Origin of the sequence: Streptococcus minor DSM 17118 (assembly GCF_000377005.1) — a bacterium.
Taxonomy (GTDB): domain Bacteria; phylum Bacillota; class Bacilli; order Lactobacillales; family Streptococcaceae; genus Streptococcus; species Streptococcus minor.
The window spans coordinates 61,137-83,791 of sequence record NZ_AQYB01000029.1 but is presented as its reverse complement, the minus strand read 5'-3'; the positions used below and the strand labels follow the sequence as shown (position 1 = coordinate 83,791).

Below are 22,655 nucleotides of genomic sequence, written 5' to 3'. Positions count from 1 at the left end.
CTACTGTTGTTGTCAGTTCTGCAGTCGTGGTTGTAGCTACTGTCGTTGTTGGTGCTGCTGTCGTGGTTGTAGCTACTGTCGTTGTTGGTGCTGCTGTCGTTGTAGTCGTACTAGTTGTGGTTGGCTCTGCAGTCGTGGTTGTAGCTACTGTTGTTGTCAGTTCTGCAGTCGTGGTTGTAGCTACTGTCGTTGTTGGTGCTGCTGTCGTGGTTGTAGCTACTGTCGTTGTTGGTTCTGCTGTCGTGGTCGTACTAGTAGTCGTTGGCTCTGTAGTCGTTGTTGTCGTACTAGTAGTTGTCGGTTCTGCTGTCGTGGTCGTACTAGTAGTTGTCGGTTCTGCAGTAGTCGTGGTCGTACTAGTAGTCGTTGGCTCTACAGTTGTGCTTGTCGTGCTAGTGGTGCTTGGTTCTGCTGTCGTGGTCGTACTAGTGGTTGTAGTCGTTGTAGTGGTCGTTGTGGTTGTGGTTGTGGTAGTACTAGTTGTGGTTGGCTCTGTATAAACATTCTCAAAAACGCCACCATCAGAGTAATCAACAGTATGACTCAAAGCACCTGTTACTGGGTCCGCAGTAACAGTGATAGTCGCTGTGATGGTTTTTCCATCATAGGTTACATTATCAATCGTTTGACCACCATTTGTTTCAGTAATGGTATAGACGTATTGACCTGCTTGTTTAAAGGTTAAATCAGTGAACTCAACAAGACCACCTTGAGCATTTTTTACACGTTCTACAACTTGACCAGTATTGTTGTCTGTTAAGACAAACTCAAATTCGTTGGCTTTCAAAGTGCGACCAACTAGTCTCTTGGTCACGCCAACATTCACTTTAATGGCTGTTGGCGTATAAGTATTGGTAAAGATAGCTGCTCCCTCAGCATATGTGACGGTTGCTTCTAGGCCATTTCCTGTATCTGCCACACTAACACGAACTTCCTTAGTGGTATCATCATAGGTAATACCTGCCAGATTATCTTTCACTTCCCGGATGGTGAAAACCTGGTCTTTTTCAATCGTAAAGGATTGATTTGGAAACGTTACTTTCCCACTGGCATCATTTTTGGCTGTAGCCACCACTACACCCGCACTGTTGACCAACTCAAAGGTATATTCATCAGCTGTTAGCTGACGTCCTTTTAAAATCTTTGTTGCTTCAATGGTTGCTATAGCTGGTTTGCGGTAGTTATTCCAATATTTTGTGATGCCTTCAGTAGCATTCGGATCAATTGTAAACTCAAACGCTTCATTTGATGCTACATAACCATCTAGTGGTGTAACTTCTCGGATGCTATATCTATGGTTAGCAATCAGCTGGCCAAAACGAAGATAACCATTGATGCCTGTCACTGAGTTCGTATCAGTTGTAGCTGTTTTGACAACCTGACCTGTAGTCAAGTCTGTCAATTCAAACTCTACGCCGTTGAGACCACGATAGGTATCACCATCGCGTTTGTAGATGGTAATCTCATCTGCCTGTCCCTTCATGGTAATACTTCCTGCAACAGTACTTTCACGTGAGACAGTAATAGCGGTATTGTTTCTATTTGTTAGTGGTTTAATAACTTGATCCCCATTTCTTGCTTGAAGAAAATTAGTAAGGATACTTCCGTCGTTGGTAGCTGTAGTGTCATAGGATAGGAAGTAACCATCTCCTGACACAGCTCCTAGTTTCAGGGTAAACTCTGTGTACTTATCATTAAAAACCAACTTATCCGCAAAATCAACAGCCACTGCTTGTTTGGTATCATATCCAGAAGATGTCCAAGTACCTTGCTTGACTTTTAACAGTTTGAAACTTTCAGGAATAAATTGAAACCCTTCACTTTTTATACTATCTGTGACGATATAATCATCATGACTGAGCCCGTTCTCATTGAGACGAACTCGCCAAGTGTGAGCCTGTGTCCCTTTACGACCCAAGAGAGGTGAATTCCATGTCTTGTTCCCAGCTAGCCCACCAACCTTATTGTAATTAATGGCACTCCCGTCATAGGTGCTAGGAGGCAGAGCTGGGAGTACTGTCACTGTTATGGTATTAGAGGCATTATAAGCTACGAGATCCAAGGTCTTTTGCTTTATCTCTTCTGTGAACCGAACGCTAGCTTGAAAGTTCCCCTTAACTCCTTTAACAGAGGTATAACCTTTAGATTTCATCCACTTATCTAGATTTTCTAGGGTAACTCTTACCTGCCCACCTGCATTTGAACCATTCGATGTTATCTGAACATCAGCTACTTCAAATCCTTCAAAAGAAAACTTAGTAGAAGCTGTTTTGACATCCATAGGCGCAGGCAAATGAAAAACAAAATAATCGCCATTCTCTAAGTTGTTATCATAACCTGTCAAATCAAAATCAGCTATGACAGTATATAAAGAATTGACCCTGAGTTGGTTGGGATTGACATTGCTTTGGTTTGAATCCCAAACACGAGTGCGTACGATAACATTGTCTAACTCTTTCGCCTTCACGCTTTCAACAAAAGCAAAAGAACTAATAACGAGAGTCACCAGTGTTAACAATGCCAACCAAATATTCTTTTGGCAGCTCCTAATCAAACCATTACTTTTATTATAACTCCCTGTTTTAAATTCCATTATCCCCACAACACCTTTCTTTGGCCACTTCTAGCATGTTTAATATATACAGCTATTATAATACAGCCATGTTAAAAAAACAAGGGGATGCCAGCTAACCCCAGAAAGATAGTATTAACCTCCTAATTTTGAACACTGATGCATTAAAATAAAAAGAAGCGCTTCATTAGCGCTTCTTTTCATCATCACTATTCTCTTTATGGAACTTGTACAGCTCCCTTTAGTTTCAAACCAAGGATATAGGCTGACGGGGATACAGTTGCCAGTTCAGTAAAGTCGGCCCCAACACCTTCCACATTGGACAAAGCTTGCAAGTCAATGGTTGCCATATCAATCTTGATATTCATAATGATAAAGTAATCTGGAGTCACATCCATTGCAAGTTCTAAGCCGGAGATGGCTCTGAGTTGCTGAACAAATGATTGCTGTTCTAGATGTTCTAACAACTGCGAACGCACTGTCCCAAAATCTAGGCCAGCCAAGCTGGACTTAACAGCCTCATCTGGCTCTTGTGTAACATGTAACTCAATACGAGTAAACTTCTCATCTTTGTAAACCAAAGTTTCTTTAATGACCTGTTTAAAACCTTCTGCCGTTTCTTCATATTGGTAGGTTTCTACTTTTTCTACAGCAGCCTCTGTTGTCTCGACTATCTCAGTTGTGGTTGTTGTTACTTTTTCGGTAGAGGAAACTTTTGTTGTTTTCCCCTTTTCAAAACCTTGGTTAGAACAGCCAACCAACACTAAGAATGCTGCTAGTAAACATATGATATACTTTCTCATATTCTACTCCATAATTTTTATAGTTCACTTTCATTATATGATAGGGCTTTCTATTTGTCAAATTTCAAGACAAAAGACAGCCTTTCAGGCTGTCTTAGACTTCTTTATAAAGCTGCTCTCAAACGAGCTTGAGCATTTTCCACATTACGAACGGCGCGTGGCAGAAATGCACGAATATCATCTTCCTTGTAGCCGACCTGTAAACGTTTCTCATCAATGAGAATCGGACTTTTCAAGATACGAGGGTTCGCTGTGATGATGTCAATCACTTCATTAACGCTCAATTCTTCAATATCACACTCTAAACTTTTAGCATATCGATTTTTTGATGAAACGATACTCGCAACTCCATTTTCAGTTTTAGTCAAAATATCAAGAATTTCTTGTTTTGTAATAGATTCTTTCCCAAGGTTGTGCTCATTATAAGTGAGCTGATGAGCATTTAGCCAATTCTTTGCTTTTTTACAGCTGGTACAACTAGATACCGTATAAATTTTAATCATGTAGTCTCTCCTTTGCTACACTTTTCTTAAATACATTATAGAGTATTATACCATAAATGCACTCCGTCTGAAGACCTATTTTTCATTTTCTATCCTATTTTTTAGAAACTTTGCTGATTTTTTTCAGTTGTTTCATGGTTTCTGACTGAAGGTTAGACTATGTGGAGTACCTTTGTTCGTAAAAACAGTAAAAGTTGTTTTCTAAAGAGGTTATTCATAGAATAAAATTACCCCGCAGTCTGCGTTGTACATCGCCTTCCTATTTTCAAGCTCATATTAAAAAGGTCCACAGGACCTAGCTCGCTTTCTTATTTTTAGGCTCACGTTAAAAAGGTCCACAGGACCTAGCTCGCTTTCTTATTTTTAGGCTCACGTTAAAAAGGTCCACAGGACCTAGCTCGCTTTCTTATTTTCAGGCTCACGTTAAAAAGGTCCACAGGACCTTTTTAATCATCTAGTTCAATACCGCCATCCAAGTCGAGGATGAGATTGTCTGTTGTGGAACTGACTTCTTCTGTGGCTACTGCTTCCGTAGGCTCACTGGCTTCTACCAAGCCAAACTTTACGCGCACCTTGTGATCAATTTCTTCAAAGATAGATGGGTTGTCAGCCAAGAACTTCTTGGCATTTTCTGAACCTTGACCGATTTTTTCACCATTATAAGAGAACCAAGCACCAGCTTTTTGAACAATACCCAAATCTGTTGCAATCTTAATCAGCTCACCTGTTTGAGAAATTCCCTCTCCGTACATAATCTCCACTTCAGCTGTTTTGAATGGTGGAGCGACCTTGTTTTTCACAACCTTAATTTTGGTTTCCTTACCGACATTCTGATCTCTTTGGTCACCTGTACCTTTGATTTGAGTGTTGCCACGAACATCAAGGCGAACAGAAGCGTAGAACTTGAGAGCACGTCCGCCTGGGGTTGTTTCTGGATTACCAAACATGACACCAACTTTTTCACGCAACTGATTGATAAAGATAGCAATCGTTTTGGTTTTGTTGATGGAAGCAGAGAGCTTGCGCATAGCCTGACTCATCATACGGGCCTGCAAACCAACATGGCTGTCTCCAATGTCACCATCAATTTCAGCACGTGGTACCAGAGCTGCAACAGAGTCCACAACTACCAAATCAACAGCTCCTGAGTCAATCAGCTTGCTAGCAATCTCCAAACCTTGCTCACCTGAATCTGGTTGAGAAAGGAGTAGTTCGTCAATGTTGACTCCTAAAGCTGCTGCATAGGCTGGATCAAGGGCGTGTTCAGCATCGATAAAGGCTGCGATTCCTCCCTCTTTTTGTGCTTGTGCTACGGCATGGAGGGCTACGGTGGTTTTACCAGAAGATTCTGGTCCGTAGATTTCGATAATCCGTCCCTTCGGATAACCGCCTGCACCAAGGGCAATATCTAGAGCAAGAGAACCTGAACTCATGACCTGTACCTTTTGCTCAGCACGCTCACCTAGGCGCATTACTGCACCCTTACCAAAGTCTTTTTCGATGTTTTTTAGCGCATCGTCTAGCGCTTTACGGCGTTCATCCCCAAATTTTTGGGTGATTTCTTCAGTTTTTTTTGCTTTTTTTGCCAAAATAATTTCCTTTCCCTACTAGAGATATAGCTTATCTATTATACCAGATTTTAGGCTTTTAATAAAGCCCTGCGTACCAAGTTGAAGGCATGGAGTGTAGCAATGTAGCGGACATCCAAACGACTGCGACTACCGATGACAACGCGGATAGAATCCGTCTTTTCTTTGGTAGAAAGACCAATAAAAACCGTACCTGCTGGCTGACCTTCCAGCTCCTCTGGACCAGCTACCCCTGTCAAGCTAACACCAATATCTGAACCTGTCAGAAGCCTAGCCTGCTTTGCCATTTTCTCAGCGGTGAAGGCACTGACTACTCCATGTTCCTGCAATTCCGCCAACGGAATCTGTAACATCTTAGACTTTTCTTCTATAGAATAGGTTACAAATCCACCTTTGAAAATCTGGGAGGCCCCTGGAAAATCCGCTAGACTCGCTTGAAAGAGTCCTGCTGTCAGACTTTCGGCTGCTGTCAGAGTCTGACCCTTGTCTTTCAAGAGGTGGAAAACGACACTGGCCAAACTATTGTCCTCTCCATAGCCATAAAGTAACTTGCTCAAAGGCTGACCTTCAATCGTATGAATACTTGAAATATGAGCTTCTAGCATGTCTAGCTTGACATCTGCCGCTTCTTGGCTAGTGGCCTTGGTGGATAGACGTAAGGTCACTTCACCAGTCTTGGCATACGGAGCTATGGTCGGATCTGTCTGCTGGTCAATGAGGTCTTTGAGAACTGTCACTAGCTGACTTTCCCCAATCCCAAAGAAACGCAGAACTCTTGAATACAGCTTGGTTTGGTTGGTGGACAGCAAAGGAACCAAATTTTCATTGACCATGGGCTTGAGTTCATTTGGCGGACCAGGCAAAACAACATAAGTCACCCCATCTACCTCCTGCAAGCCCCCCACTGCCAGACCTGTAATGTTTTGAATCGGTGTAAAGCCTACAATAATTTGGGCTTGACGCTCATTATTTGGTGTCCTACTATACTGAGGTCGAGTGGCAAAAAACTCATCCAATCGCTGACTAGCCTCTTCATCAAAAACGAGTTCCCGCCCTAGAAACTTAGCCAGAGTCTGCTTCGTCAAGTCATCTTCTGTCGGACCCAAACCTCCACAAAGGACCACTAGGTTGCTACGCTGACTAGCTGTCTCTAAGACAGATAAAAGCCTCTCCTCATTATCTCCCACAGCTGTATGAAAAAATACATCAATCCCCAATTCAGCGAACTTTTCCGACAAAAATTGGGCATTTGTATTGACAATCTGACCTGTCAAAATCTCTGTCCCTACCGCAATCAACTCCGCTCTCATAAAACCTCCTACTTCATCTATTCGGATTTTTTCTTTCATTGTAACAAAAAAATAGCATATCACTCAATTTTAATAAGCCTATGTTGTAATTTTTAACCATGAACCAATACCACTGAGCTGTCCCGGCGGTATTGGTTTATTTATTAGGATTGAAATCACAGCCTACTTCGTGGTCATTGACCAGCCCGGCAGCTTGGAGGAAGGAATATACAGCAACGGGGCCAACAAATTTGAAGCCTCGTTTTTTCATATCTTTGGAAATTTGCTCAGAAAGGGGCGTTTTAGCAGGGGCAGACTGATAGTCCTTTACATGGTTGTCAAGCGGTGTAAAGTCCACAAAAGACCAGATATAGTGGTCAAAGCTGCCAAACTCCTCTTGAATCGTGAGAAAGGCTTGGGCATTGCTTCTAGTCGCAAAGATTTTCAGACTATTTCGAACAACAGCTGGATTTTTCAAAATCTCTTCCAGTTCCTTATCAGTCATGGTGGCGACCTTGCGGTAATCATAATCATGGAAAGCTTGCTTGAAGGCTGCACGTTTGTTGAGAATGGTTTCCCAGGAAAGACCAGCCTGATAGGTCTCTAAGCAAAGTAATTCAAAAAGAGCCTGTTCCTCATGGAGGGGCTTCCCCCACTCCTGATCATGGTAGGCGACATATAGAGGGTTGGTCATCTTGACCCAGCCACAACGATTGGTCATCAGCTTTTCTCCTTTATCACAATATGTTCGTTCGTTTGATTCTATACTTAAAACGAAATCTTCGTTTCCTTCTACTTTTCAGAGATGCTAAGATTTCATCAGCATTTTCAGGGCAGACTTAATGTAATTTTCTGCACTTTCGTTGGTTCCCTCAAAGAAGGTGCGGATTTTTTTGATTTCGGTGGCTTTGTAGCCTAGGGCCAAGAGAGCTTCCATAGCTTCATCCAAAGCCACATTCCCTGCTGCAGTAGTCCGTGATATTTTACCTGCTTCCACTGAGACATCCACAAACTTGCCAGCCAAATCCAGTATCATCTGCTGAGCTGTTTTTTTTCCAATCTTGGGAAACTTGGTCAGATAAGTGATGTTTTGCTGGTCGATAGCCTGTACTAAGCCTTCATTATCATCTACTGCAATGATGGCCAGAGCCGTAGTCGGACCAATACCGGATACCGAAATCAGACGCAAGAAAACTTCTTTTTCACTTTCTGTGGCAAAACCGTAAAGAAGATGAGCATCTTCACGGATAACCTGATGGGTGTAAATGGTGATGTCCTGATGAACAAAATCGCTATAGCGATAAGGATTGGCAACATGAAGGATATAGCCGATACCGGCTACCTCCACCACAATGTATTTGGCAGTTATTTTAGTTAATTTTCCTTTGATATAATCAAACATGTCGATCTTTCTATAGGTTTGTAAATAAGATAGGCAAATAGCTATGGAAGCGTTCAGTATATGAAACGTTAGTGTCTTGCCATGATAGGGAATAACTGGTAAACAATTATTCCCTCCTCTTCATATAATAGTTGTTAATATTTCCCTAATTCCCTTAAGCTAGTGTGATTTTCCTGAATACGACGAAACATTTTTTCCATATCGGACTTGCTAAAATGGATTAGAACTGGGCGACCATGAGGGCAGTTATAGGGATTTTTGCACTGGGATAGCTGACGCAACAAGTCGCGTGCTGAATAATCATCCAAGGCATGATTGGCCTTGATGCTGCGTTTACAAGACATCATGATGGCCAGCTCTGCTCGGTATTTTTTGATGGACACTTCATTGGTTAAGAGCAGCATATCACACATCTCGTAAATACCAGCTTCAATCTCCTCTTCTTTCATCCATATAGGATGCTCACGTAAGATAAATTGGTTGACACCGTATGCTTCTAGGTTGACACCAACTTGACGCAGATGCTCCATCCTTTGAGACAAGAGAATCGCATCATTGCTCGGAAATTCAAAGATATACGGTACCAAGAGCTGTTGAGAAGAATTGTCCACTTGACCAATATTTTCTCGATAAAACTCGTACTTAACCCGTTCTTGAGCTGCATGCTGATCGATGATAAAAAGGCCACTTGTCCCTTGGGCAAAAAGATAAGTTCCGTGCATCTGACCAAAATATTCTAATTCTGGAAAAGTGGATGTTTCCTCCTGTGCCAACTTATCCACCAATGTATCCAAGTCACTCTGACTCAGATTTGGATGTTCTGGATGTTCAGATTGACTTTCCTGTCTTTGGGCAAATTGTATGCTAGCCGTTTTAGAGATTGTAGTCTTATCTTCTAAGGGTTTAATAGGCTCAGCCACCGTCTCTGGCTTGAGATAGAAGTCTTGCTTGATCGTATCGTAGTAGAGATTGCTCTCTCGCAGAGGGAGACTAGTTTGTTCAGCTTTGAGCTTACTACGGGTGCTTGATTTGGCCAAGTTTTCAAGAGCATCTGGAATCAAATCTTGCTCTCGTAGCGCCTGAGCAATCGCTTTGGAAATGAGCGCCATCAGTTCCTTTTCCTTAGAAATGCGGACCTCTTGCTTTGTTGGATGAACATTGACATCGGCTAGGTAAGGATCAATCTGAATGTCAATAACTGCGATAGGAAAGCGACCAACCATGAGTTTACTGCCATAGCCATCCAAGATAGCCCGATTGAGAAGGAAATTCTTGATATACCGTCCATTGATGAGAATGGTAATGTAATTGCGGTTGGCTCTAGTAAGCTCAGGCAAACTAACATAGCCCGATACCTGAAAATCTAGATCCTCAGCCTGAATAGCTACCATCTTTTTGGCAGTTGCAATACCATAAACACCTGCAATAGCTTGACGGAGGTTCGCCTTTCCTGCTGTCTGCATGAGCGTGCGCTCCTCATTAATCAGACTAAAAGAAATTTCTGGGTGGGCCAGACTGAGACGATTGACGACATCAATAATATGGGAAAGTTCAGCCTGCTGACTTTTGATATATTTGAGGCGCGCAGGAGTATTGTAAAAAAGATTCTCAACTCTTATCTGAGTTCCAACAGGGCGACTAATGGGCTTCTCGGCGACTATCTGACCTCCATGAGCTTCTAAAAACCAGCCATGCTTCTTATTGGCAGTCGCCGTTTGAACTGTAAGGTGGCTAATAGAGGCAATAGAGGGAAGAGCCTCTCCACGAAAACCCAACGTTCGAATTCGGAAGAGATCGGCCTGGGTCTTGATTTTACTGGTTGCGTGACGACGGAGAGCTAATGACACTTGTTCGGGGATAATGCCTATCCCATTATCCATAATGTCAATGGTTTTTAAGCCTGCCTCCTCGATACGGATCGTAATCTGACTAGAACCCGCATCTATAGCATTTTCCACTAACTCCTTGACCACACTAGCAGGACGCTCGATGACCTCCCCAGCGGCAATCTGGTTAGCCAGTACTTCTGGTAATTCAATAATCTGTGTTTGCGTTTTTTCGTTTATCATATCTCTTATTATAGCATAAAGCAAAAGACTGAGAGAATGTGACTCTGTGTAACATGACAGAGTCAGTCAGTTTCTTTGCAAAGGGAACGAAGTCCCCATCCACTGAAAAGGACGAAGAAAAAAGGCAAGAGAACTTTTGACCAATCAAAGCCTGTTAATAAACTGTAAACGATATAGATAGTATTAAATGTTAGAAAGAATCCAAACAATAGGATTTGAAATTTCCTCATAGGTGCTCCTTATCTGTTGTTTACTCCATTGTAGCAAATTTGTCCTGAATTTCAAAAAAGGATAAAATTTCAACATCGTCAGGTAATAAAAAAGAGAGAGGACCCTCTCTTTTTCATCTATTTTTGATTACGCTTCTTTAGACTTACGATACAAGATGCCTGCTACACCTGCAACAACCATCAAGGCAAGACCAATCAGACTAGCTACTAATCCACTCTTTTCGCCAGTACGTGGTAATGCTTTACCCTTCTTACCTGCTGGAGGCGGCGTTTGGGTGGTTGTAGGCACCAACGCTGTTGTGGTGGTTGTAGTAGTTGCACTAGTTGTGGTTGGCTCTGTAGTTGTAGTAGTAACTACTGTTGTCGTTGGCTCAACGGTTGTAGTAGTCGCAACGGTTGTAGTTGGTTCTACGGTTGTAGTAGTTGCGCTAGTTGTGGTTGGCTCTGTAGTTGTAGTAGGAGCTACTGTTGTCGTTGGCTCAACAGTTGTTGTCGCTACAGTTGTTGGTTCTGCAGTTGTGCTAGTCGTACTAGTTGTAGTTGGTTCTGCAGTTGTGCTAGTTGTAGTAGAAGTGGTGGTTGTGGTGGTCGTTGTGGTAGTCGTCGTAGTAGTGGTGGTTGGCTCTTTTTTGTTCACTATATTCTTTACAGCAACTTTCTGTCCATCAAAATCTGCTGCGTTAACGACTACATCATCAGCTTTAATATAACCATCTAGCGGTTTTACTTCACGAACGATATAATCATCAGCAAGAAGTGCACCTAGGCTACCTTCACCCTGGTTGTTAGTCACAATTTTACCAACAACGGTATTGTTACGTTTACGAATCACCTCAAACTCAACGTCCATCAATGGATTTTGGCTCTCATCTGTTTTTACGACCTTGATAGTGTAGTTATAGCCATTAGCTTTACCACCAGCTTCTGCAAATACTGCATTGTAGCTTGCTTTAGCTGTATTATAGCCATCAGCTGTCAATTCTGCATTATTCTTGACAACCTCACCATTAATCATCTCATAGTCTGCTTTAACATCGTAAATCAGTTGTCTTGCTTCACCCGCTGACACATCCCCAAGTGCAATTGACATACTGTGACCATCTGGACTGTAAGTAATTTGAGGGTTTGCAACAGGTTGTTGATTTTCTACACTCCATTGAGCGGTTGTGTCATTGTACTTCCAAGTCCCTTTGATAACTTTTACAGAACCTTGAATAATCTTTCCTTTAAAGTTTGGATCCAAGGTATCAGTTACTACGACATTCTTCATATCTACACCTTCACGGTTGACAGATAGGTAGAATCTTAAAGTATTCTTATTGAGACCTTGACCGTATTTTGCCAATCTACCAACTACTTTTCCATAGCCAGCATATTTGATTTTTCCACCCGGTACGAGAGTCCCACTCACCGGGAACTGCAAATCAAATTCTTCTTTTACACGGTATTTACCATAGTTAATCCCTACATTAAAGAAAAATTCTCCGGAAACGTCTGATTTCCCCTCAACATAATTAGTATAAGTGATAACCAGTGAACGTTTGTCTGTAGAAGCTTTAGCAACACCGACAACCTCCCCATTATCATCTCGGATTTCTAGTTGACTCGGAAAATTATTGAAAACAAGCTGGTCTGGTAAAGTGACTGTTGTGGTGTCTCCCGCAAATACAGTATTATTTGGTAACTTAAATTGAGCTACCACTCTAAGGACATCCGTTTGTTTTACTTCTCTAGTCAAGTCCTGGCCCTGTGCATCTTTAATCGAAATAATGTGCACAGCTGCAGGTGTCACTTCTTTGGCTTGTACTTGATTTGTCGTGAATACACCAACTATAACAAGTAATGCAGCAAAGAAGGCCTGAAGTACCTTTTTATTCATAATATATCTCCTTCATCATGTTGTTTCCTATCATATTTATGTATATATGTGAAAACTTAAACACATTGTACCCCTTATGAAGTAACCTGTCAATTTTTTTGCGGTATTTGGGACGTATTTCTTATAAAACCATGAAAAAAGAGAGAGTCCTCTCTCTTTTTCATCTATTTTTGATTACGCTTCTTTAGACTTACGATACAAGATGCCTGCTACACCTGCAACAACCATCAAGGCAAGGCCAATCAGACTAGCTACTAGTCCACTCTCTTCACCAGTACGTGGTAATGATTTACCCTTCTTACCTGCTGGAGGCGGCGTTTGGGTGGTTGTAGGCACCAACGCTGTTGTGGTGGTGGTTGTAGTAGTAGTTGCACTAGTTGTGGTTGGTTCTGTAGTTGTAGTGGTTGCTACTGTTGTCGTAGGCTCAACGGTTGTAGTAGTCGCAACGGTTGTAGTTGGTTCTACAGTTGTGGTTGTCACGCTAGTCGTGGTTGGCTCTGTAGTTGTAGTGGTAGCTACTGTTGTCGTTGTTGCTTCTGTTGTAGAAGTGGTAGTTGTCGTTGTGGTGGTCGTTGGTTCTTGATAAACATTGTTAAACTCTTTGTCTGCTGAGTAAGTTACTTCAGCTACAAGTTGACCCTGTTGATTATCCGTTACAGTAACCGTTGCTGTGACAACCAAGGCATCATAAGTAATATTGTTAATCGTTGTACCGCCATTTACTTCTGTAATCGTATAAGTATAGCTTCCTGGAGCTGTATATTCGATTTCAGAAAATTGAACTTGACCACTGGCCGTATTTTTTACTCTTTCAACTTCGTTGCCATTTTGATCTGTCAAAATGAATTCAAACTCATCAGCTTGCAAATTGCGACCTGTCAATGACTTATTAACAGCAAGAGCTGCTTTTGCTGGAGCGATTTTTTTATTTATAATCGTTTTATTCGCAAGGAGCAAAGTAGAGTCAAAATCATCTGGAGTCACTTTGACTTCACCAGAAGGGAAGTAGCCATCAGGTGCTTTAGTTTCTCTGATTGTATAAGTGTCTTTCAAAAGATTACCTACTTCAGCCTCTCCCATGCCGTCTGTCACTAAATGACCGACTACAGCACCTGTGCGATCACGGACAATATCAAATTCGGCACCTTGTAGCACAGTACCAGCCTCGTCAGTCTTCTTAATCTTAATTTTGAAGACATAACCCTGTGCCTTTCCTCCGCCGCGGTAGAAGGTGTAACCTGAATGATGTGTCTTGTTGATATTATTAGTAGTTGCAAGAGTCGCATGGTTGGTGATTCGCTCCCCATCAACTGGTACATGGGCTAAATCCACCGCATAAGAGACACGAATACCTTCTTCTGGCCTCAAATCTGGCAAAGTGACTGTAAAGCTATTTTGAGTGAAGGTTACAGGCGTTTGATTTGTGATGTTTACCTCGTTGTCAAATCTCCAATCCCCATCACGGTAGTTCCAACTACCTTTATAGACACGGAATGTCTCTCTTTTATAGGAAACACCTGGCACATCCAAAACGTCTACGACTTTCACGCCCTGCATGGCTTTGCGGCCACGGTTAACTGCAATTGAGAAATAACCAATCTTAGGGTCTGTTGAATGCTGCCATCCAACCTTGTTAAGGTCATCTGCCGTCGGATTTCCAATTCCTTGGAATTCAATCGTTCCAGCAGGAAAAACCTTTCCATCTACTGTTATATCAATTGGAACTTCCTTTTTCTCGGTAACGACATTATGGTCCATTCGAACGTAAAAATAGAGCGTTCCCTTGACATCCGAATGGGTCTCCACATAAGGCTCATAAGTAACCTTTAGTTGCTTTGTACGAGGGTCAATCGTTGTCTTAGCAACTAGATTGCCATCTTTATCTAGCAAATCAAAGGCGACATTAGAAGAAAATGTCACTACTTCTGGCAATTGAAGTACTGTGGTGTCTCCAGCTACTACTTCATTGTTATGCAAATCGAAATCGACATTGATACGGAATTGTTGCCACTGTCTGATATTTGGAGGTGTCAACGGATTTCCGTGTCGATCAGTAAAATACATTCTGGTCACAACATCTGCATTAACTGCTGCATGAGCTGTTGACTCCTGAACCCAAAAAAGACCTAGCAATATGGCTAGCGGGAACAAGAGTAATCGTATGATTTTCTTATTCATTTTATATTCTCCTATAAGAACAATTTAGTAAAATATCAATATGTATTTTACTGTATTTAGTGCAGTATTGATAGTATTATATTCCAAACCACTATATATAGTATATCATCCTATTCCAAAATTGCAAGATTTTTGTTGTTTTTTGTAAGAAAAACGTCATGTTCTCGTAACAATAACCTGAGAGAAAATAATAAAACAGCTCTCAAGAGCTGTTTTATTTCACTTTTAGGTTACGATGGCTTAGCAAATGTGCAACTCTTGTTAACTTTTTACTGTAATATTGTTACAACTCTTTCTGCAAATCAGATAGGAACACCAGAGCTTCTACCGGTGTCAACTGATTCAGATCCAATTGAGCCAATCTTTCTAGAATAGGGTGTGTTGTATCAAAGAGATTTAATTGGTCAGATACCACCGGCTCAGTCAAGACTGTTTCCGTAGAAATTTGTGCTGCTTGTTGCTCCAGTTTTTTCAAAATCTTATCTGCTCGAGCCAACAAAGCACTAGGCAGACCTGCAATCTTTGCTACATGAATTCCGTAGGATTTGTCCGCAGGACCTGGTGCAATCTTATGAAGGAAAGTCACCTGACCATTTTGCTCCAAAGTAGAAACATGGACATTTTCCAGATGAGGCAGCTCTGTCTCCAAGGCCGTGAGTTCATGGTAATGAGTGGCAAAGAGGGTCTTGGCTCCAATTTTGTCATGGATATGCTCGATAATTGCTTGGGCCAAGGCCATGCCATCGTATGTGGCAGTCCCTCGTCCTAACTCATCAAAGAGGATAAGAGAATTCTTGCTCGCTAGGTGAACAGCCTTGTTGGCCTCCATCATCTCTACCATGAAAGTCGACTGACCGCTAACCAAATCATCCGCCGCACCGATACGAGTAAAAATCGCATCAAACAGTGGCAATGTAGCTGTCTCTGCTGGGACATAGGAGCCCATCTGAGCCATAACAACGATTATAGCGAGTTGGCGCATGTAAGTGGACTTCCCGCTCATATTGGGCCCAGTAATCAACTGCATGTTGGTCTGACTATCCAAATAAATCGAGTTGGGGATATAAGACTGTGCCCCCATCACTTTCTCTACGACTGCATGGCGCCCTTTTTCGACAGCAATAGTATGGTTATCTGTAAAACTTGGTCGCACTAAGTGTTGGAGTTCTGCTACGACTGCAAAGGATTGGAGGACATCGACAGTCGCTAAGGCTTTGGCCAAAGACTGGAGTCTTCCGATGTATTTTTCTACCTCTTGGCGGATACGCATGAAAATCTCGTATTCCAGATTGGAAGATTTATCACGCGCTTCTAGCATCTGTCCTTCAATTTTAGCCAATTCTTCCGTGCCATAGCGCTCTGAATTTTTCAGGGTTGCCTTGCGGAAGAAATGGTTCGGCACTTGGCTGAGATTGGAATTGGTGACATGGAAGTAATAACCATCTTTTTTGTTATAATCAATTTTGAGATTATTGATGCCTGAATGGGCTCGCTCTTTGGCTTCTATTTCTGCAATCCAGCCTGTGCCTTCTCGCATGACAAGGCGATACTGGTCCAGTTGCTGATCAAATCCAGCTTTAATGATATTTCCTTCTGTAATCGTACCTTGAGCATCAGGGTCGATTGCCGCACTGATAAGGGCATGAAGTTCTGGAATACTATCAAGTTGGGCAATCAAGTTGTCCAAGACTGGATGACCAATGGCCTCCAGAATACCTTTGATAGCAGGGACATTCCCCAGAGTTTGAGCCAGTTGCAATAAATCTTTAGGCAAAGTTTTGCCAAAGGAAACTCGGCTGGCTAAACGCTCAATATCGTAGACTCCTTTAAGGCTCTCGCTCACATCACTCCGCTCAAAGAAGGAATCAAGAAAAACCTGAACAATCTCTTGTCTCTCCACAATCCGCTCCTTATCAACTAGCGGACGATCAATCCAAGAGCGTAGCAATCGCATCCCCATAGCCGTCTTGGTTTCATCCATGAGCCAGTAGAGACTTCCATGTTTCTTGCCAGTCCGCCCATTTTCTAGCAAATCCAGACTAGACTTAGTTGCATAATCCATCTGCAGATAATCCTTAATTTCGTAGCGCTGGATTTTTTGCAAATGAGACAGTTCTCGTAGCTGAGTACGGTGCACATAGCTCAGTAACTTACCCGCAACAGTCTTTTCCACTGCTGATAAAGAAGTGTCGATAAGATGAACATCTTCTACTACTTCCTTTTCTTGTGAGAGTAAAAGATTCATCTGACTGCTAAGCACTTGTTGCTGGGTGTCACTTAGATTAAATCCTACCACTAATTCGCGGGCCCTAAGATTGCGAATTTCCCCACAGACAGCAGCAAAATCTGCCAAGGTCGTCACAAAAAACTGCCCCGTCGCTAGATCCATATAGGCCAGAGCAAAAGAAGGACCTTCCTGATCAATGGCCACCAGAAAGTTGCTTTCAGCATCTGATTTGGTTGAATCAACGACAGTACCCGGGGTGATAATCTGAACTACAGCCCGTTTGACCACTCCAACTGCCGTTTTTGGATCCTCAATCTGCTCGGCAATGGCTACCTTGTGACCCAATTCAACCAAAGTGTCAATGTATTGTTGAGCAGCATGATAGGGCACCCCTGCCATGGGGATGGGGTTCTCAGCATTTTTATTGCGGCTGGTCAAGGTTAACTCCAGAATCTGAGCCGCCTCCACCGCATCATCATAAAATAATTCGTAAAAGTCTCCCATACGAAAGAGCAAAAAAGCATCTGGATGTTGGGCTTTGATATCCAGATACTGTTGCATTCCAGGAGAAATTTTTTCCTTTGTCATGAACTGTCCTATTCTTCTAAAAAGAGGGCGATTTCTTCCTCAACTTGCTTAGCAGCCGCTTCATCTCGGCAAATAACCAATAAAGTATCGGCTCCAGCAACTGTTCCTAAGATGGTATCTGGTTTTTCGGCATCAATGATATTGGCCATAAGAGCTGCCTCTCCTAAATCCGAATGCAATACCAAAATAAAACTGGCTCTCTCTACCTTATAGGCATAGTCTGCCAGAAGTTGAGTAAAGGAACGCTCTGTCTCGTCCTCTGTAATCGCATAAAAAGATTTTCCATTTTCATAGACCTTAACCAGTCCAATCTCTCGTAAATCACGAGAGAGGGTCGTCTGAGTCACGAAGATACCATTTTTTTCTAAAATTGCCTGAATATCTGCCTGACGACCAATCCTTTCTTCCCTAACCATGTTCTTGATAAAGTCTTGTCTTCCTGCTTTATTCATCTTTCACCTCGTAATGTATAATTATCAATAGTATACCAAATTTTGGAGTTTTTTCCATTTTTTGTCATTAATTTGTGGTAGAATAGAATTAAGAAATCTGGAGGTTACCCTATGAATCACAAAACACTCGTTGCAGAACGGTTGGCTGCTGTTATTCCAAGTTTAGAAGCAGACCAAATCTTCGCTCTCCTAGAAAAACCAAAGTCATCTGAGATGGGAGACATTGCTTTTCCAGCTTTTTCATTGGCCAAGATAGAACGCAAGGCTCCTCAAGCCATTGCGAGCGACATCGCTGAAAAGGTGAATACTGATGGCTTTGAGAAAGTCGTAGCAACTGGTCCTTATATCAACTTCTTTCTGGATAAGACGGCTATCTCCAACCACATCTTAAAAACCATCATCGCAGAAAAAGCGGCTTATGGCCAACAAGATATTGGTCACGGACAAAATGTCACTCTCGACATGTCCAGTCCAAACATTGCAAAACCTTTCTCGGTCGGTCATTTGCGCTCTACCGTTATTGCAGATGCACTCGGTCACATTTACTCTAAGCTCGGTTACAATTCTATCCGTATCAATCACTTGGGAGACTGGGGCAAGCAGTTTGGTATGCTGATTGTTGCCTACAAACTTTGGGGAGATAAAGAAACCATCGAAGCCAATCCTATCGATGAACTCCTCAAGCTCTATGTTCGTATCAATGCCGAAGCAGATGAAAATCCTGAGCTGGATGAACAAGCCCGCCAATGGTTCAAGAGATTGGAAGATGGCGACAAGGAAGCTTGGGAACTATGGCAATGGTTCCGCGATGAAAGCTTGATTGAGTTTAACCGTATTTACGATAAACTAGATGTTTCTTTTGACTACTTCCATGGTGAAGCCTTTTACAATGACAAGATGGATGAAGGTATCCAAATCTTGGAAGACAAGCATCTCTTGAAAGAATCCAAAGGTGCTCAAATTGTGGACCTTGAAAAATATAACTTGCCACCAGCTTTAATCAAAAAATCAGATGGAGCTACCCTCTATATTACCCGTGATATGGCTACTGCTATGTACCGCCACCGTACTTTTAACTTTGCTAAAAATATCTACGTAGTCGGTCAAGAACAATCCCACCACTTCAAACAGCTCAAAGCTGTCTTGAAGGAAATGGGCTTCGACTGGTCAGACGATATGATTCATGTCAGCTTTGGACTTGTTACCAAAAACAAGAAAAAGCTGTCTACCCGTAAAGGTAACATTATCCGTCTAGAACCAACCTTAGACGAAGCTGAAGCAAGAGCTCTAACACAAATCGAAGCTAAAAACCCAGATCTTGAAAACAAGGAAGCTGTAGCTCACTCTGTTGGTGTGGGTGCGGTTAAATTCTATGACCTCAAATCTGACCGTGACAACGGCTATGACTTTGACTTAGAAGCTATGGTATCCTTTGAAGGAGAAACTGGACCTTACGTTCAATACGCTTATGCGCGTATCCAATCCATCTTGCGCAAAGCACAATTCGTGCCGACTAGCGATGCAGGCTATACTCTTCATGATGCTGAAAGTTGGGAAATCATCAAACTTCTCCAAGACTTCCCAGCCACTATCCAACGGGCTGCTGATAAATTTGACCCATCTATTGTGGCCAAATTTGCTATCCTTCTTGCCCAATCTTTCAACAAGTATTACGCTCACACTCGCATCCTAGATGATAGTCCTGAACGAGACAGCCGCTTGGCTTTGGCTTACGCAACGGGTATCGTCCTCAAAGAAGCACTCCGACTTCTCGGCGTCGATGCTCCAGAAAAGATGTAAGAAGAGCTCAAACATAGCGAAATCAATGTTTCAATAATTGAAAACTACTATAATAAAATAAAAAGGCTGACAGCCCTATTCCTAAGAATAGAGTTGCCAGCCTTTTATCATTTGCTCTGTTTTTACTCTTGGTTAAATATCAGTAGAGGTTTGACCCATATTTGGCGTTTCTTTTGGTTTTCTCAGAAGGAAAAAGACTGTCAAACCAAAGTAGAGGGCAAAAAGGGCAATGTTAATACCGTAACCTACTAGAGCACCTGACTTTGTTAATTGATGTAATTCTGCGGTTTCAAAGTTTTTTGAAACTTGAAGTCCTCCGATATAAGAGTAAGTGAAGTATATCAAGGTTCCAAAAAGATAGGCAATATAGGTGTAGGAGGCACGCTCGTTGGCTTTTTTGAAAAGGAAAACAATCGTAGCAACAAGCAAGAGCACCAATAAGATTGTCAATACCTTATTGATAATGTTAGTCGAAAAAGCTGCACCGGCCTTAGCCATCGCAACCAAATTGTCCACACCTTCTATCTCAGCACCCTCAAAGAGGGCACGATACTGAGCTTCGTCGAAGGTCGTAAAGAAAGTTGATTGAATCCTTAGTACACTAGCAATGGTAGATAGAGCAACAAGAATGTAGAGGTGAATTGGTCTTTTCATACAAATCTCCTTTTGTATTAGTTTGTTGATACAATTATATCCTTTACACTTCCATTTGTCAATGAAAATTGAAAACGATTTTCAAAAAAGAAAACCAGCCGAAACTGATTTTCTCATTTATATATGGTTGATTAAGATAATTTCCAAATATCCTCGTTATATTGAGCGATAGTGCGGTCACTAGAAAAGAATCCAGCCTTAGCAATATTGACGATAACTTTGTCCAACCAGCGAGAGCGATCTTCGTAGTCTGCCAACATTTTTTCTTTCACCACGATATAGTCTTCCAAGTCCAGAAGTGTCATGAACCAGTCTTTAACAATGAGCTCATTATGCAAGCGTCCTAGTCGTTCTGGGTTTCCAAGAGCCATTAACTCCTCGCTCACAATGAAATCTACCAAAGGCTTGATCGCTGCTTTCTCGTAGAAATCACGAGCTACATAGCCATTGTTTGCATAAAGATCAATAACTGTTTGGCTGTCTTTACCAAAGACATAAATATTTTCATCGCCAACCAATTCATGAATTTCTACATTGGCACCATCTTCTGTACCAAGAGTTAAGGCACCATTGAGCATGAACTTCATGTTGCCGGTACCAGATGCTTCCTTAGAAGCCAGAGAGATTTGCTCGGAAATATCTGCAGCTGGGATGAGGAAGCTAGCTGCGGTTACATTGTAGTTTTCCACCATCACGACTTGCAAGTGCGGACTAACTTCTGGGTCCTTGGCAATCAATTCTGATAAGCAGAGAATCAGGTGAATAATATCTTGAGCAATGGTGTACGCAGGAGCTGCTTTACCACCAAAGAAGACGGTCAATGGACGAGCAGGGATATTACCGGCCTTGATATCCAAATACTTATGGATGACATAGAGGGCGTTCATTTGTTGCCGTTTGTATTCGTGCATACGCTTGATTTGGATGTCAAAGATCGAATCTGGATTGACCGTAACACCTTGATGGGCCTGCAAATAACGTTGCAGTTTACGCTTGTTATGGGTCTTGATTTTTTCCAATTCTTTCTTTACAAGGGTGCTTTCTTTAACATCCAGCAATGTTTCCAATTCCGCTGCATCATGATGGTAACCATGGCCTAAAATCTCATCCAAGAAACGAGCCAAACGTGGGTTACAGTGCATAAGCCAACGACGGAAGGTAATCCCATTTGTCTTATTGTTGAACTTTTCTGGGTAAAGGTCGTAAAATGCCTTCAACTCAGATGATTTCAGAATATCAGTGTGTAGAGCAGCCACCCCATTGACTGAGTAACCATAGTGGATATCCATGTGAGCCATATGAACACGACCTGACTCATCGATGATATATGTCGTGCTATCTGTGACTGTTTCTTTGATACGACGATCCAACTCTTTGATAATAGGAACTAGATGTGGCACCACTTCTTCCAAGAAGTCTAATGGCCATTTTTCCAAAGCTTCTGCCAGAATCGTATGGTTCGTATAGGCCATCATAGACTTGACGATGGTAACAGCCTCATCAAAGTCAATACCACGCTCAGTCAACAGACGGATCATTTCTGGAATCACAAGAGATGGATGGGTATCATTGATTTGGATGACTGCATAGTCTGCCAAATCATGAAGGTTGCTTCCCTTTGCAAGAGCTTCATCCAAAATCAGTTGAGCTGCATTGGATACCATAAAGTATTGTTGGAAAATACGGAGCAACTCCCCTTGACGGTCTGAATCATCTGGATACAGGAAGAGTGTCAAGTTTTTCAAGATGTCAGCCTTGTCAAAATCAATGCCATCTTTGATGATGCTAGCATCTACCGAGTCCAAGTCGAATAAACGCAAACGATTTTTGGTCTCTGTCTTGTAACCAGGAACATCAATATCGTAAAGAGTTGATGTTAGGTTAAAGTTGGCAAAAGGCACTTGATAGGTTTTACTAGAGCGATTCAACCAGCTCTCATCTGTAATCCAATCATTTGGCTCTGTGAATTGCTGATTATCACGAAAGACCTGCTTGAAGAGACCAAAGTGGTAGTTCAAACCAACACCATCTCCGTTAAGGCCCAAGGTTGCAATAGAATCTAGGAAACAGGCTGCTAGGCGCCCCAAGCCACCATTACCAAGTGACGGCTCCATCTCCATACTTTCAATTTCAATCAAGTCCTTACCAGCCTCTGCTAGTTGTGTCTTCACCTCTTCATAGAGACCCAAGTTGATAAGGTTATTGGATAAGAGTTTTCCGATTAAAAATTCGGCAGAAATGTAGTAAACTTTTTTCTTGCTAGCATTGGTTGGTTTGGCACTGCTAGCCTCTTTGCTCAACTCCAAGAGAGCATAGTAAAGTTCTTCATTGCTAGACTCTTGAATGGTCTTTCCATACTTAGTTTCCACAAAGGTTTGTAAATCAATCATCGTTTGGTTGTACTCACTTTCTAATTTTTA

General features: G+C 42.1%; 15 protein-coding genes. 1 reads left to right on the top strand and 14 read right to left on the bottom strand.

All coding sequences use genetic code 11. The features are described from left to right. From F602_RS0103595 to argR, 12 genes are all read right to left on the bottom strand, one after another. Positions 1 to 2,524 (bottom strand): Spy0128 family protein (locus F602_RS0103595; protein WP_169331165.1); only part of this gene is annotated, 2,524 nt, incomplete at its 3' end. Positions 2,525 to 2,790: 266 nt separating this feature from the next. After that, entirely contained in the window at positions 2,791 to 3,375 is a 585-nt protein-coding gene (locus tag F602_RS0103590) for an SP0191 family lipoprotein (protein ID WP_018166597.1), read from the bottom strand. A gap of 104 nt (positions 3,376 to 3,479) precedes the next feature. Next, on the bottom strand, positions 3,480 to 3,878 hold the full coding sequence (gene spx / locus F602_RS0103585; RefSeq protein ID WP_018166596.1) for a transcriptional regulator Spx: 399 nt from the start codon (positions 3,876 to 3,878) through the stop codon (positions 3,480 to 3,482). A gap of 446 nt (positions 3,879 to 4,324) precedes the next feature. After that, positions 4,325 to 5,467, bottom strand: coding sequence for a recombinase RecA (recA, locus tag F602_RS0103580; RefSeq protein WP_018166595.1), 1,143 nt, complete (start codon positions 5,465 to 5,467; stop codon positions 4,325 to 4,327). Between the two features lie 50 nt (positions 5,468 to 5,517). Beyond that, positions 5,518 to 6,777 (bottom strand): competence/damage-inducible protein A, encoded by a 1,260-nt coding sequence (locus F602_RS0103575; RefSeq protein WP_018166594.1) that lies wholly within the window; start codon positions 6,775 to 6,777, stop codon positions 5,518 to 5,520. A gap of 136 nt (positions 6,778 to 6,913) precedes the next feature. Next, positions 6,914 to 7,477 (bottom strand): DNA-3-methyladenine glycosylase I, encoded by a 564-nt coding sequence (locus F602_RS0103570; RefSeq protein WP_018166593.1) that lies wholly within the window; start codon positions 7,475 to 7,477, stop codon positions 6,914 to 6,916. A gap of 87 nt (positions 7,478 to 7,564) precedes the next feature. Further along, positions 7,565 to 8,158 (bottom strand): Holliday junction branch migration protein RuvA, encoded by a 594-nt coding sequence (gene ruvA / locus F602_RS0103565; RefSeq protein ID WP_018166592.1) that lies wholly within the window; start codon positions 8,156 to 8,158, stop codon positions 7,565 to 7,567. Between the two features lie 134 nt (positions 8,159 to 8,292). Next, the gene (mutL, locus tag F602_RS0103560; RefSeq protein WP_018166591.1) at positions 8,293 to 10,227 is read right to left on the bottom strand and encodes a DNA mismatch repair endonuclease MutL; all 1,935 of its coding nucleotides are present in this window, start codon (positions 10,225 to 10,227) and stop codon (positions 8,293 to 8,295) included. 357 nt (positions 10,228 to 10,584) lie between these two features. Continuing rightward, complete coding sequence (locus tag F602_RS10315; protein ID WP_018166589.1) at positions 10,585 to 12,336, bottom strand: LPXTG cell wall anchor domain-containing protein; 1,752 nt, start codon at positions 12,334 to 12,336, stop codon at positions 10,585 to 10,587. A 174-nt stretch (positions 12,337 to 12,510) separates the two neighbouring features. Continuing rightward, positions 12,511 to 14,514, bottom strand: coding sequence for an Ig-like domain-containing protein (locus F602_RS10570; protein WP_018166588.1), 2,004 nt, complete (start codon positions 14,512 to 14,514; stop codon positions 12,511 to 12,513). A 283-nt stretch (positions 14,515 to 14,797) separates the two neighbouring features. After that, on the bottom strand, positions 14,798 to 17,329 hold the full coding sequence (mutS, locus tag F602_RS0103540; RefSeq protein WP_018166587.1) for a DNA mismatch repair protein MutS: 2,532 nt from the start codon (positions 17,327 to 17,329) through the stop codon (positions 14,798 to 14,800). Between the two features lie 8 nt (positions 17,330 to 17,337). Then, positions 17,338 to 17,781 (bottom strand): arginine repressor, encoded by a 444-nt coding sequence (argR, locus tag F602_RS0103535; protein ID WP_018166586.1) that lies wholly within the window; start codon positions 17,779 to 17,781, stop codon positions 17,338 to 17,340. 111 nt (positions 17,782 to 17,892) lie between these two features. On the opposite strand from argR, the gene argS reads away from it, so the two are divergent. Then, the gene (gene argS / locus F602_RS0103530; RefSeq protein WP_018166585.1) at positions 17,893 to 19,581 is read left to right on the top strand and encodes an arginine--tRNA ligase; all 1,689 of its coding nucleotides are present in this window, start codon (positions 17,893 to 17,895) and stop codon (positions 19,579 to 19,581) included. 132 nt (positions 19,582 to 19,713) lie between these two features. On the opposite strand, the gene F602_RS0103525 is transcribed toward argS, so the two are convergent. Both F602_RS0103525 and F602_RS0103520 read right to left on the bottom strand, forming a co-directional pair. Then, complete coding sequence (locus tag F602_RS0103525; protein WP_018166584.1) at positions 19,714 to 20,235, bottom strand: ABC transporter permease; 522 nt, start codon at positions 20,233 to 20,235, stop codon at positions 19,714 to 19,716. A gap of 131 nt (positions 20,236 to 20,366) precedes the next feature. Further along, positions 20,367 to 22,625, bottom strand: coding sequence for a glycogen/starch/alpha-glucan phosphorylase (locus F602_RS0103520; RefSeq protein WP_018166583.1), 2,259 nt, complete (start codon positions 22,623 to 22,625; stop codon positions 20,367 to 20,369). Between the last annotated feature and the right edge of the window lie 30 nt (positions 22,626 to 22,655).

Coding starts and splice junctions, on each gene's coding strand:
- F602_RS0103590 (WP_018166597.1), bottom strand. CDS start 3,375: ATGAGAAAGTATATCATATGTTTACTAGCAGCATTCTTAGTGTTGGTT.
- spx (WP_018166596.1), bottom strand. CDS start 3,878: ATGATTAAAATTTATACGGTATCTAGTTGTACCAGCTGTAAAAAAGCA.
- F602_RS0103575 (WP_018166594.1), bottom strand. CDS start 6,777: ATGAGAGCGGAGTTGATTGCGGTAGGGACAGAGATTTTGACAGGTCAG.
- F602_RS0103570 (WP_018166593.1), bottom strand. CDS start 7,477: ATGACCAATCGTTGTGGCTGGGTCAAGATGACCAACCCTCTATATGTC.
- ruvA (WP_018166592.1), bottom strand. CDS start 8,158: ATGTTTGATTATATCAAAGGAAAATTAACTAAAATAACTGCCAAATAC.
- mutL (WP_018166591.1), bottom strand. CDS start 10,227: ATGATAAACGAAAAAACGCAAACACAGATTATTGAATTACCAGAAGTA.
- F602_RS10315 (WP_018166589.1), bottom strand. CDS start 12,336: ATGAATAAAAAGGTACTTCAGGCCTTCTTTGCTGCATTACTTGTTATA.
- F602_RS10570 (WP_018166588.1), bottom strand. CDS start 14,514: ATGAATAAGAAAATCATACGATTACTCTTGTTCCCGCTAGCCATATTG.
- mutS (WP_018166587.1), bottom strand. CDS start 17,329: ATGACAAAGGAAAAAATTTCTCCTGGAATGCAACAGTATCTGGATATC.
- argR (WP_018166586.1), bottom strand. CDS start 17,781: ATGAATAAAGCAGGAAGACAAGACTTTATCAAGAACATGGTTAGGGAA.
- argS (WP_018166585.1), top strand. CDS start 17,893: ATGAATCACAAAACACTCGTTGCAGAACGGTTGGCTGCTGTTATTCCA.
- F602_RS0103525 (WP_018166584.1), bottom strand. CDS start 20,235: ATGAAAAGACCAATTCACCTCTACATTCTTGTTGCTCTATCTACCATT.
- F602_RS0103520 (WP_018166583.1), bottom strand. CDS start 22,625: ATGATTGATTTACAAACCTTTGTGGAAACTAAGTATGGAAAGACCATT.